Here is a 12,113-nt window from a genome sequence, read left to right as displayed (position 1 = left end):
ACATAATAGTTAAAACCGTGCAAGCCATTGGTTAAACGGGTATCTTCTTAGAGGCAAAGTAAATGTTTTAAAAACTTTAAATTAATTTAATAGGGTTCGTATCTTATCCGTATGTTAATTGCAATTTCCCTTAATCATTTCGGCAAGTTCCTTTCCGCGCAGCTTTAAAATTTGCTTATCTTCGTCGCCCAGCCTTCCCTGCCACTCATAAGACTCCAAATTTGTCCAGTTAAGTTTTTCGATTGCAGCTTCGTACTCTTTTTTTGCGCCGCCTACCCAGCCCCAATTTCCTATGCGTAAAACTTTTTTACCGGTAAAATGTTTCCGCTCGAATAAATCCAAAATATGCGCCATAGGCGGAAACATTTTGTACTCGTAAGTAGGCATAGCCAACACCAAGCCTGCCGAACGGTAAGCCTCGCCTAAAATAAAGGTGGGGTCAACATCCGGAATTCTATAAATGGAATAAGGCATACCGGCCTCGTCTATACCTTCGATTACGGCGTCCAAACCCGCCTTCGTGTATCCGTACATAGAACCCCAAATAATACAGACGGCCTTTTCCTGTTCTCCGGAAGTATTATAGCCTGCAAATTTTTTATAAAGGTTTATAATACGCAAAGGATTTCCCTTCCACAAAATACCGTGACTCGGAGCAACGATTTTTATTTCAAGCCCGTCAAGTTTTGCCGCACCCTTATTAACAAAGGTACTGAAACTTGCAACTATGTTGGAATAATAACGCAAGGCTTCGTTTTCAAAGAATTTAAGTTCTTCTTCCGTATGCTCGGTATCGAATATTTTTTCTCCTATACAGCCGTAAGAACCGAAGGCATCGCAACTGAATAAAATTTTATCGGAGGTATCGTAAGTCATCATTGTTTCGGGCCAATGGATATTGGGTGTATCGTAAAAAGTAAGAACCTTTCCTCCGCCCAAATCCAAAACGTCCCCGTCCTTAACCGCACGTAAATTTTCATTTATTTTAAAAAACTTTTGAACCATTGCAATCCCTTTTGCGGAGGCTATAATTTCAGCCTCGGGATTTTCCCGCCGTACAAGATGAATAAGGTCGGCATGGTCCGGTTCAAGGTGATTTAATATTACATAATCGAAATCGGCAAATGTAAGACCTATCGAAGATAATTGAGAGCGGTAACTTTCAATCGAACCGTCCCAATCTCTTACAATATCGATAAGGGCATTTTTTTCGCCCTTTATTATATATGAATTTATAGAAACACCGTAGGGTAAAATCCACAAGCCCTCAAAACGGGCTGTTCTCTCGTGAATGTCCGCATGAATACAATAAACGGAATCTCCTATTTCTCTAGCTTGCATAAAATCTCCGGGTTAAAAATTAAAGAAGCAAAAGGCTTCCGGCGGGAAATATAACATATTTAAAGGTTTTTAACAATATATGGCTTTTAAAAAAATAACTAAAATTTACTTATAAATAAATTTACACTTTAATATCATAAAAAAGGGGCTTTACAAAAAAACGTTTTTATGATACTCTGCTTTCACTATTGCCGGCGTGGTGAAATGGTATACACGGTAGACTCAAAATCTACTGGGGGCGACTCCGTAAGGGTTCAAGTCCCTTCGCCGGTAAAAACTTTGTATAAAGTTTTAAAGCCGTTCCTTTTAAAGAGCGGCTTTTTTATTTATATCCTTATCTTAATCTTAAAATACCCGCTTAACAAAATTTTATCCAAAGCATGCTTTATAAAAAATCCTTTATTGCAGTTTTAAAACACAACCTATAGGAAGATGGTCCGAGTATCCGCTGCCTGAAAGAACCGAATACCTTGAAGGCTCCCCGTTTTTGTTTATTAAAGGAGGTGAATCGATAACACAAAAAAAAGTCAAGTCGAAATTCCGTCCGTCTTTTAGATTACGGGAATAAAAAATATGGTCTATATCCTCCCAAGAGTCTTTAAAAAAATAACTCCCCGCTTTTTGAACTCCATTTTCGGCGGCTTCTTTGTAATCTTCCGAATCCCAACAGTTGGGGAATTCATTTAAAAGAGAAAATTCGGTAAATACTTGATTAAAATCGCCGCACAATACAAACGGCGTGTCCGGTTCGGTTTTTTCCAAAAAGCAAAGCCTGTCAAACGCCTGTTTTTCCTGCAAAAATCTTATTTTATCGGTTTCACCCTTTCCCACCTTCGATTTCCAATGAACATTCAGTAAAACAATTTCCTCTTCGGTTTTAGCCGTTCTCAGCTTTATTCTGCACTCTACAAGAGGACGCAAATCCGTATTGCCTGCATAAACGTCATACACCTTTACTCCGTCGACGGGAAATTTTGAAAGTAACGCCGTACTGAATGCCCCCTGCTTTTTGGACGGAATAAAAACCGCATAACGGTACGAATTATCAAGCGGCAACAATTTACAAAAATCTTCAATAACCGTTTTACTTTCGATTTCCTGCAATACCAAAATATCGGGAATATCCGTTTCACCGAAGCCCAACCGTACCGCTGCAATATGAACCGCTTCTTTTAGACGCATAAGCCGTTCGGCATATTTTTCTTTGGACCATTTGCTTTTATTTCCCTTAAACTCTTTAAATTCGCCCCCGTCTTCCACCGCATCGAAAAAAGTTTGTGTGTTATAGCTTACAATTGAAACGGAATTACACTCCGAGCCTAAATTTACAAAGGGATTAGTGCAGGCGGTACACGAAACCGCTAAAAAAACGCAAAAACAAACCGCCGATACACAAACAAAAAATTTAATTTTTTTCATAATTAAAACCTCAACCTTAAAGTTTTAGGAAATTCTCCTTAAAATTTAATTTGCGATGTTTTTAATAAAGCCTCGTTTTATAAAAACTTATTAAAAACCTGACAGGACTTTTAAAAGGCAAGCCGTATTTTTTAAAGCCCCCTATAAATATATATCCGTTTTTTTAAGCATAATTACTGCCGGCATAGCTTTTTTTTTCATATTTTTCTATGCGAGGTTGACAATTTGGCTTTTTCAAAATATACTGTAGTATGTAGAATTTTGTTTTACAAACCCGTAACTGCGGAGGGGTAAAAAGTTGTTACAACTGTCATTTTTAAATTTTAAAAGAGGCTCTTATATTCTGATTGAAGGAAAATCGGATACCGACCATTTTTATATTATCCAAAGCGGAAAAGTTCAAGTTGTTAAAGAAGATGAGGTAGTAGTTGAGGAAGGCGGTAATGTCTTAGGGCCCGGAGACTTTTTAGGAGTTATTGCCTGTATGTCCGGGCATAATCAAATAGAAACGGCAATTGCCGTAACCGACGCAGTTTTAATTTCAGTACCTTACGGACAATTCCCTAAACTGATAGAAAAAAACACCCCGGTAGCTATGAAAATAATTTATTCTTTTTCCAAAAGAATGCGCTATTTGGACGAAGCGTTAACCAGAATTACCCTAAAAAAGAACGCCGTAACAAACATTTCGCACCTTTTTAACATAGGAGAATATTATTTGCGTATGTCCAAATTCGATTTAGCCTTGTACGCATATTATCACTATTTAAAAACACAACCTAAGGGCGAATATGCCGCCGCAGCTCAAAAGAGATTTATGGCTATTAAGGCAATGGGTATAAAGGTGCCGGTAGAAACGCTTGAACCGAAAACGGACCAAATGGTACGCATTTATGAAAAAGAAGCTATGGTTTTTTGTGAATGTCAATCCGGTTCGGAGCTGTACATTATTCAAAAAGGGCATGTTAAAATTACTAAAATTCTCGATAACAGCGAAGTCCTTTTAGCGGTTTTAAAAGAAGGCGATATGTTCGGTGAAATGGCTTTGCTTGAAAACAAACCTCGTTCGGCAAGTGCAATAGTTACGGAAGACGGCTGCCAGCTTTTAGCGGTAAACAGACAAAACTTTAATCAAATGGTTTCCACACAGCCCCAACTTATTGCCCGCTTAACCACTACCTTTGCCGACAGAATTTGGGCAATGTACAAACAGCTTGCAAATACCTTAATAAAAGACCCCGTCGAAAAAATGTACGATATGCTTGCAATTCAATTGGAAAAATCAAGAATAAAACCGGTTAAAAATAAATTTCACACTTTTAACTTCGGCCCCGTCGAGCTTGCAAATATGTGCGGTATTCCTAAAGAAGAGGTTTCGGAAGCAGTTACAAACTTTTTAAAACAACCTATTGTACGCTGCGACGGTACAAAAATTTCCATTACGGATGAATTGGAGCTGTCAAAACAGGCGGCATACTTTAAAAAAATGCAGGAAATAGAAAAATCAAGATTAACAGCCCGCGCAAAAAACGGAAATTATTGGTAAAAATTATGAAAAAAATTATTTTTTGTATAATCTTTATATTCTCAAGTTTTTGTTTTAGTCAAGAAAATACGGAAGAGCCGGCAAATGAGAATTCCTCGAAAGAAAAAGGTGCAACATCTTTGACGGAAACAAACGGTAAACAAACCTTAAAAAAGGCGTCGCAAGAAAAAACCTTTGCGGAATTACCGCATGGATACAGAAAAATCATGCTTGGAATGGATATGGAAAGCACAAAAGCGGCATTAAAAGAAGACTCCGTTTTCGGCTATAGAGGGGAACGGGACCTTTCCATTTTAGCCGGAAAAAACCGCAGTTTAATAGAAACTGAAGGCTCATCGAATATTAAACGTTCATGGTTTCAATTTTACGAGGAAAAACTCTACATTATAATTATTCAAATGGATACCGATAAAATCTCCTATTACGACGTTTATTCCGCATTGTGTAACAAGTACGGAGAACCGGATACCCTTGACCCTAAACGCTCTATTTGGAAAAACGATAAAACGGCAATGATTTTAGAAAGACCGCTTGCTTTAAAATACATCGATTTGCCTGTTTTCAACGAGCTTCTTGAAAAAAGCAAAACAGATAAGGCTTATACGGATATTCTCCGCGAGGAATTTATAAATGAACTGTAAAAAAATCTTTTGTATCTTATTTGCCGTAAGTTTATGCCTAAGATGTTCGGCGGAATCAAAAAACGAAAAAGCCGATATTTTTTTTGAAAAAGCCTCCCCGTCAACGGAATCGGAAGAAGAATCTTTAAAACAAAAACAACCGGCTTTAAAAACTGCAAAAATTACGGTTGAACTTGCAATTACCGAAGCTCAAAAAAACAGGGGCTTTATGGAGCGGAAAATTATACCCGAAGGCACGGGAATGATTTTTATCTACAAAGAAGATGAAAAGGTTCGCTTTTGGATGAAAAACACGCCTCACCCTCTTTCAATTGCCTTTATAGACAGTTCCGGCACAATCCGGGAAATATACGATATGACACCCTACAGTTTGGAATCAACGGCAAGCTCTTATTTTGTACGCTATGCCTTGGAAGTTCCGCAAGGTATGTTCGGCAGAATGGGAATAAAAGAAGGCGATAAACTTTCAAAAGAGTCTCTTATGCTTTTAAAACGTAAGGCCGTAGAAAAAAACTAAAGTAAAAATGCCGTTATTATTCCATACAGCTAAAAACCGAAGTCTTTTTACCGCTTACAATATCTTTTATAATAGACACGGCTTCGCCGATAAGCTCCGATATTTTTTTATCTTCAACTCCGGGAATATGCAAGCGGCAGCGGTGGCACGGAATTAAAATTTTTTCCGCGCGGCTCTTCCATACCGCATTAGCCATTTTCGGCGTAACTTCGCCCAAAAGAGAATTTGCAATTGAAATACCTATAGGACCTGCAATTATATCCGCATCTTTACATTGCACAACAACGGGGTTCTCCCCCGAGCAGCCGGCATAAGCTCCGGCTTTAAGCATATTTCCCGTAGCCGCACTGTTGGTGCCTATCGCAAGAATTTCAGCTTCGGGCATTTCCTGCATAAGCTGTTTAATTAAAATACTGCCTATTTTCCCGCCCTGCCCGTCTATAACTATTATCTTCAAAAATCTACCGCTCTTCCCACGCTTTTGCAAGTTTTAAAATCCTGTCTTCGGAAAAACGCTTGCCGCAAAACTGAATACCTATGGGTAGCCCGCTCCCGTTTTTTCCGGCAGGAATGGAAAGAGCCGGAATGTGGGCAAGATTTACAAATGTTGTAAATAAATCGGAAAGATACATCGCAATAGGGTCGTTTACTTTTTCATTCAATTTAAAGGCCGGTGTAGGGCTTGTAGGACAAATTATAAAATCGTATTTATCTAAAACATCATTTACAACCGTTTCGATTTTTGCACGCACATTTAAACTTTTTTCGTAACAATCACCCGAATATTCTTTTGAAAGAACATAGTTGCCTGTTATAATTCTACGCTTAACCTCAAGACCGAACCCCTTGCTTCTGGTTTGAATATAAAGCTCATCGTTCCCCTGCCCCGCATCTTCGCGCATTCCGTATCTAATTCCGTCTATGCGGGAAAGATTACTTGCCGCTTCCGAAATTGCCAAAGTATAATAAGTCGGAATGGAAGCGTCCAAAACCGGTATGGAAATCTCTTCAATTTCCGCTCCCAAGCCCGAAAGCCAACCGCACACTTCGGTAAATACATTTTTTACTTCCGGGTCCAAACCTTCAGCATGCATAAATTCCGATGGCACGGCAAATTTCATTTTTGCAATTTCTTCTTTTGAATATGAAGTTAAATTTAAAAGCGAAGAAAAATCCGCTTCCTCCGATGTTTCGTCCATTTCGTCCTTTCCGTACATTACCGCAATACCTAAGGCAATATCGGAAGCCTCTTTTCCGAAAAGGCCTACTTGGTCAAGAGAAGAGCTGAAAGCCGTAACCCCGTATCTGCTGAAAAGTCCGTAAGTGGGTTTTAAGCCGTAAATACCGCAATACGAAGCCGGAAGGCGTACCGAGCCTCCCGTTTCGGTTCCAAGCGAAAAAGGAGCCTGATTTGCCGCAACAACGGCTGCGGAACCGCCGGAGCTTCCTCCGGGAGTGCGGGTTTTATCTACCGGATTACGCGTAGGGCCGTAGCATGAAAATTCGGTGGAAGAACCCATTGCAAGTTCGTCCATATTTACCCTGCCCATTAAAACGGCTCCGGCTTCCAAAAGCCGTGTAATTACCGTAGCGTTATAAGGCGCATAATAATTTTTTAAAGCATTGCTGCAACATGTACAGAGTTTGCCCTTCATAGAAATATTATCTTTAATTGCAACCGGTAAGCCCAACAAAGGTTTTTCATCAAATGAAACTCCGCTTCGTATAAGCTCATCGGCTTTTTTTGCATTTTCTTCAGCTTCATCAAAAAATTCCAAAAATCCGTTTAAAGGCATTTCGGTTTTTAAATCGGCTTCGTATTCGGCCTTAAAAGCCCGTATAATTTCCAAAGCCGACAATTCTCCGGACTTTAACTTATTTCTTAATTGAGTAAAGGTTAAATTGGTTATCATAATTAACTATGCTCCCGACCCTAAAACTTTAGGAACTCTAAAATAATTATCCATATATTCAGCAGTCATCTTTTTTAAATCAATTTGACGTACACCCTCTTTTATCTCATCGGAGCGTAAAGAAGTTTCATCTTGTGCCGCATACATGGAATTGCCCGTATCCGGGTCCGCAAATTTATCCAAAATTTTAAAATAACCGATTAACCGGTTTATTTGTTGCGAAAGAACTTCGCTTTCTTCTTTTCCTGCAGAAAGCCGCGACAAGTACAAAAGAGAAGAAAATACTTCATTAGAAATTTTATTATCGTTTTTTTCCATAAGTGAAAGTTATAATAGCACAAATACGGAATATGTGGAAGTAGCCCATAGATTTATACGCCTGAATACGGCAATTTTTTAACTTTAATTTACAGGCTTGAGTTTTACCCGGATACGGAGCATTTTATTTTCTCCTTGCAAAGTATATACATATTCCGGCATATACTTGAATTTATCATAAAATTAAAGTATACTCCTTTAAAGTATACTACTTATGAGTAGTATACTTTAGAGGAGTATAACATGATTGGAAGAAAAGAAGAATTGACCCAACTGCAAGCCCTGTATAACAGCAACAAATTCGAATTTATTGTAATGTACGGAAGACGAAGAGTAGGCAAAACTACAATTCTTCAAGAATTTGCCGAAACAAACAATGCGATATTTTTCCCCGCACAGGAAAAAAACGATGCTCTAAATTTACAGGATTTTTCAAAAACCGTACAAAGACATTTCGACGGTGAATTTATTTCGCAATTTTTAACATGGAAAGATGCTTTTTCATACATTACAAGAAAATGCAAAACTAAAAGAACCGTTTTAATAATCGATGAATTCCCTTTTTTAGCGGAACAAAATCCTTCAATAAAAAGTATACTCCAACACGAAATAGACCACGAATGGCAAAAGAAAAACATATTTCTTATTCTATGCGGTTCAAGCGTCAGTTTTATGGTAACGGACGTTATGGGTGCTAAAAGCCCTTTATTCGGCAGGGTAACGGAAACAAGGGAGGTTCTTCCGTTCGATTATCTTGAAAGCTCAGAATTTTTTCCGAATTATAAAAACGAAAACAAGTTAATCGCTTACGGTATCCTTGGCGGAATACCGCGTTACTTAAATTCATTTACCGATACAAAAACCGTAAAAAAGAATATTGCGGACGAAATACTTAAAAACGGGGCTTTTTTAAACGATGAACCTGAAATGCTTTTAAAAATGGAATTAAGAGAGCCGGGAACTTATAACAGTATTCTCGAAGCGATTGCAGGCGGCTGTAATGCACTTACCAAAATTGCGGACCGTATTCACGAAGATAAATCAAAGGTAAGTAAGTACCTATTAACACTGCAATCGATAAGACTTGTAGAAAGAAGCGTCCCTTGCGGAGAATCTTTAAAAAGCAGAAAATCAATTTATACTTTAACCGATAATTATTATAAATTTTGGTATCGATATGTATTTGCAAACAAGGGTTATTACGGAATGCTGGGGCATCAGGAGGCTTCGGAGGAAATTATCGCCGACCTTCCCAATTTTATGGGACAAATTTTTGAAGATATTTGCAAACAATATTTGGTACGGCAGGCAAAAAAGCGTAAGCTGCCGTTTGTTCCGTATGTTATGGGCAAATGGTGGGGAAACAACCCTTTAACCGAAGAACAGGACGATATCGATATTCTGGCTCTTAATAAAAAAGGAGATGAAGGAATATTCTGTGAATGCAAGTTTAGAAATCAACCTATGCCTATGGGAGAATACGAGGACCTTATGCGGGCTGCAGAAATTTTTCCTTCAGTGAGGAAAAAATATATGATGTTTTTCAGCAAGGGAGGTTATACAAAATCCGTAGTTGAAAGAGCCGCTAAAGAAGGGGTTATCCTGCTCGGGATTAATGAGTTATTCGAATTACGGTAAAAATAATTTTATCTGGAGTTTTTAAAGTGTTAAAAACAATCAAAAGTTTATACCAAAAATTTAAAACTGAGAAAAAACTTTTTCGTGTAATAAAAAAAAGGGAAGTTTCGGAAATGTTTCAGCTTATTCTTGACAGAATAAAGTGGATGGATAAAAATAATATAAAACAATGGAATGTAATAAATTATACCGAAATTTATACACGGGATTATTACGAAAAAAAGCGGAAAAAAGGAGAACTGTTTGTACTTTTAGACAAGGTAACGGACGAAATTATATGCGCCGCAGTGCTGCAAGACTCCGATAAAATTTGGAACGACGGCGAAAACGCATTATATATTCACAACTTTGTTTCTAAAATCGGAAAAAGCGGCGCAGGCGGCGATTTTTTAAAATATGCAATAGATTATGCCAAATTAAAGGGTAAGAAATATTTCAGACTTGATTGCGCCGCAAATAACGACAAGCTAAACGGATATTATGAAAAACACGGATTTATCCGGACGGGCATATGTGAAGACGGTTTATATAGGGGTATACTAAGAGAAAAAAAATTATAATATATAGCGGTTATTCCAAATTACGGCTATCATAATTGGGATATACTTCGTGTTCTCCTCTCGGTTTTTCATATAAAAAATTTTTAATTTCTTTAAATTTTTCGCCGTCCGGTTTAAAGTATTCAAGACCGTCTCTTTTGTTTTTTAAAAAAACATCAAACCATGCCAAGTCCAAACCGGCATATAATTTAAAAAAAGGCTCATTATATCCGCCGGAAAGAGGTGTTCTGTAAATATCCAAACTTCCGTTATGCTTTACATTTTGAAAAGATAAAAAACACGCAGGATTATTTTTATTTAAGTTTTTAAAAAATCTATATGTTTTTTCAGGATAAGCGGTTATGTCTATTTCCGAAGTAAGAATCAAAACGGCTGCATTTGTTTCCGTAAAAGAATCGCCCAATTCTTCATTTGAACTGCCTACGGTTTCAACTAAAACGGAAGAGCCGTTATAAGGATGAATTGCCGCAACGGCTTTTACTTCAGGTATAAAGTTTGCATAGTATAATGCGGCGGCACCTCCCATAGAATGTGCGATAATACCTATATTGTTCATATCTATGGAATTATACATACTATGATTTTTATTACATACCGCTTCATTTATAATTCCGTAAACGGAGGAAAAAGCAGGCAGCCAATCTTTGGGAAGCGAGCGTTTTTTCGAGGTAAAAACCGCGGCGGCATAACCGTGAGAAGCGATGTATCTTCCGAGAGATAAAAAAGCAAGCTTGGAGTTAGCCCAACCGTGCGTAATCATAATCAGAGGATATTTTCCGGTCTTTTTAGGAAGATAAACGGTAATTTCCCCGCGTAAATTTTCTTTATCTGAAAGAGTTTTATCGTAAGTATTATCTTTTACAATGCTTTTATACACATTATTAAAACCTATACGGCTTACATCATTATATGCTTTAATCTCATAAGAGCCTATAAAATCGTCCGTCTTATTTTCCGTAAATACATATAATCCGAAAAAACAAAAAAAACCGATAATCAAAAAGTATCTTTTTATACGCTCAAACATAACGCTCCGCCTTTATTAAAAATATTTTTTATGTTCTTCCGTTGCAAAAACAAGACCGTCCACCAAACCCGGCTCCATACTCGAATGTCCTCCGAGTAAAACTATGTTTAAAAAAGACTTGGGCAGTTTTTTATGCAGCTTATATGCGGAAAAAGGCGGACAATCCATATCATACCGTCCTTGAACAATTGTACATGGTATATGTTCTATTTTAGAACAATTGTTAAGAATATAATTATCGTCTTTAAAAAAACATTTATGTAAAAAATAATGACATTCGGCCTTTGCCATAGAAAGAGCTTCATTATCATTCATATCGTATACTGAAGGAAAAAGTTTTACCAGTGCCGACTCCCAACGACTCCAATGATGAGCCGCTTCAAGCGCAATTTTTTCGTCTTTGCAAAACAAGCGTTTTGAATAAGCTCTTACCAAACAATTACGTTCATCTTCGGGAATAAAGTTACGGTATCCCTCAAAGGCTTCGGGGAAAAATTTCGATGCTCCGCCTTCCTCATATATCCAATCGATTTCCTCTTGAGTGCCTAAAAAAATACCGCGCAAAATAATTGAAACAACCTTATCAAAATGCGCTATAGAATAAATTAAAGCCAATGTGCTTCCCCAACTTCCGCCGAAAACCGTCCATTTGGAAATACCCAAATGTTCACGTAACTTTTCCATATCTTCAATAAGATTATCGGAAGTATTTTCTTTCATCTCACAAAGAGGCAGACTTTTACCGGCGCCTCTCTGGTCGAACAGAACAATTCTATAAAATTCGGGGTCAAAATATTGACTTGCAACGGGAATACAGCCGCCGCCCGGGCCTCCGTGTAAAAACACAACAGGCTTTCCGTTAGGGTTACCGTATTGAGCGTAATAAATATTGTGAATATCCGAAACTTTTAAAAAGCCTTCATCAAAGCAAGCCGTTTTTTCATATAAAATTTTCATAATATACCTCTTGTAAACGATGATATAGCTTTTATGATTTCTTTTCAAGCATTATGGAATAATAAACCGCTTATTTTACCGTGCCCTCCCCGTCAATATAAAATTAAACATACGCTATCGATATTCCTAATTAGGGTATTAAAAATACTCTTGAATTTTTTAAAGACACTATGACAGTTATTTACAAATTCAAAAAAAAAGTTAAAATAAAGCCGTTTGTAAAATTAGGAGCCGAT

12 protein-coding genes and 1 tRNA gene are annotated in these 12,113 nt (G+C 37.6%); 6 read left to right on the top strand and 7 right to left on the bottom strand.

Annotation, left to right across the window (positions count from 1 at the left end; all coding sequences use genetic code 11):
• Nucleotides 1-114: 114 nt before the first annotated feature.
• The gene (locus DYQ05_RS05755; RefSeq protein ID WP_024467798.1) at nucleotides 115-1,341 is read right to left on the bottom strand and encodes an FprA family A-type flavoprotein; all 1,227 of its coding nucleotides are present in this window, start codon (nucleotides 1,339-1,341) and stop codon (nucleotides 115-117) included.
• A 190-nt stretch (nucleotides 1,342-1,531) separates the two neighbouring features.
• On the opposite strand from DYQ05_RS05755, the gene DYQ05_RS05750 reads away from it, so the two are divergent.
• Nucleotides 1,532-1,614: transfer RNA gene (locus DYQ05_RS05750), tRNA-Leu, on the top strand.
• 126 nt (nucleotides 1,615-1,740) lie between these two features.
• On the opposite strand, the gene DYQ05_RS05745 is transcribed toward DYQ05_RS05750, so the two are convergent.
• On the bottom strand, nucleotides 1,741-2,760 hold the full coding sequence (locus DYQ05_RS05745) for an endonuclease/exonuclease/phosphatase family protein (protein WP_024469369.1): 1,020 nt from the start codon (nucleotides 2,758-2,760) through the stop codon (nucleotides 1,741-1,743).
• Between the two features lie 298 nt (nucleotides 2,761-3,058).
• Between DYQ05_RS05745 and DYQ05_RS05740 the strand changes: the two genes are divergently transcribed.
• Genes DYQ05_RS05740 through DYQ05_RS05730 form a run of 3 tightly spaced genes read left to right on the top strand, consistent with a single transcriptional unit; the run spans nucleotide 3,059 to nucleotide 5,464 of the window.
• The gene (locus DYQ05_RS05740) at nucleotides 3,059-4,306 is read left to right on the top strand and encodes a Crp/Fnr family transcriptional regulator (protein WP_020965015.1); all 1,248 of its coding nucleotides are present in this window, start codon (nucleotides 3,059-3,061) and stop codon (nucleotides 4,304-4,306) included.
• Between the two features lie 5 nt (nucleotides 4,307-4,311).
• The gene (locus DYQ05_RS05735; protein WP_206184020.1) at nucleotides 4,312-4,947 is read left to right on the top strand and encodes a hypothetical protein; all 636 of its coding nucleotides are present in this window, start codon (nucleotides 4,312-4,314) and stop codon (nucleotides 4,945-4,947) included.
• Nucleotides 4,937-5,464 (top strand): DUF192 domain-containing protein, encoded by a 528-nt coding sequence (locus tag DYQ05_RS05730; RefSeq protein ID WP_024467795.1) that lies wholly within the window; start codon nucleotides 4,937-4,939, stop codon nucleotides 5,462-5,464. Before DYQ05_RS05735 ends, DYQ05_RS05730 begins: the two co-directional genes overlap by 11 nt.
• Nucleotides 5,465-5,480: 16 nt before the next feature.
• Here the strand turns inward: DYQ05_RS05730 and DYQ05_RS05725 are convergent, their stop codons facing one another.
• From DYQ05_RS05725 to DYQ05_RS05715, 3 genes are read right to left on the bottom strand one after another with little or no spacing between them, the layout of a single operon-like run.
• Nucleotides 5,481-5,921 carry a DUF3842 family protein gene (locus tag DYQ05_RS05725; RefSeq protein ID WP_020965012.1) on the bottom strand — a complete coding sequence of 147 codons (441 nt, stop codon included), beginning with the start codon at nucleotides 5,919-5,921 and terminating at the stop codon, nucleotides 5,481-5,483.
• Nucleotides 5,922-5,925: 4 nt separating this feature from the next.
• Nucleotides 5,926-7,377: an Asp-tRNA(Asn)/Glu-tRNA(Gln) amidotransferase subunit GatA gene (gene gatA, locus DYQ05_RS05720; protein WP_206184019.1), complete on the bottom strand. Its 1,452-nt coding sequence runs from the start codon at nucleotides 7,375-7,377 to the stop codon at nucleotides 5,926-5,928.
• Nucleotides 7,378-7,383: 6 nt separating this feature from the next.
• Nucleotides 7,384-7,695: an Asp-tRNA(Asn)/Glu-tRNA(Gln) amidotransferase subunit GatC gene (locus DYQ05_RS05715; protein WP_024467793.1), complete on the bottom strand. Its 312-nt coding sequence runs from the start codon at nucleotides 7,693-7,695 to the stop codon at nucleotides 7,384-7,386.
• 243 nt (nucleotides 7,696-7,938) lie between these two features.
• Here DYQ05_RS05715 and DYQ05_RS05710 point away from each other — a divergent pair, with 243 nt between their 5' ends.
• Both DYQ05_RS05710 and DYQ05_RS05705 read left to right on the top strand, forming a co-directional pair.
• A complete protein-coding gene (locus tag DYQ05_RS05710) occupies nucleotides 7,939-9,333 on the top strand; it encodes an ATP-binding protein (RefSeq protein WP_024467792.1) in 1,395 nt (464 codons plus the stop codon).
• A 26-nt stretch (nucleotides 9,334-9,359) separates the two neighbouring features.
• Nucleotides 9,360-9,893 carry a GNAT family N-acetyltransferase gene (locus DYQ05_RS05705; protein ID WP_206184018.1) on the top strand — a complete coding sequence of 178 codons (534 nt, stop codon included), beginning with the start codon at nucleotides 9,360-9,362 and terminating at the stop codon, nucleotides 9,891-9,893.
• Between the two features lie 10 nt (nucleotides 9,894-9,903).
• Here the strand turns inward: DYQ05_RS05705 and DYQ05_RS05700 are convergent, their stop codons facing one another.
• Both DYQ05_RS05700 and pip read right to left on the bottom strand, forming a co-directional pair.
• On the bottom strand, nucleotides 9,904-10,920 hold the full coding sequence (locus DYQ05_RS05700; protein ID WP_024467790.1) for an alpha/beta hydrolase family protein: 1,017 nt from the start codon (nucleotides 10,918-10,920) through the stop codon (nucleotides 9,904-9,906).
• A gap of 15 nt (nucleotides 10,921-10,935) precedes the next feature.
• A complete protein-coding gene (gene pip / locus DYQ05_RS05695) occupies nucleotides 10,936-11,877 on the bottom strand; it encodes a prolyl aminopeptidase (protein ID WP_024467789.1) in 942 nt (313 codons plus the stop codon).
• Nucleotides 11,878-12,113 lie beyond the last annotated feature (236 nt).

Source organism: Treponema pedis (assembly GCF_017161325.1).
In the GTDB taxonomy this organism is placed as follows: domain Bacteria; phylum Spirochaetota; class Spirochaetia; order Treponematales; family Treponemataceae; genus Treponema_B; species Treponema_B pedis.
This window is presented reverse-complemented; position numbering and strand designations above follow the sequence as displayed.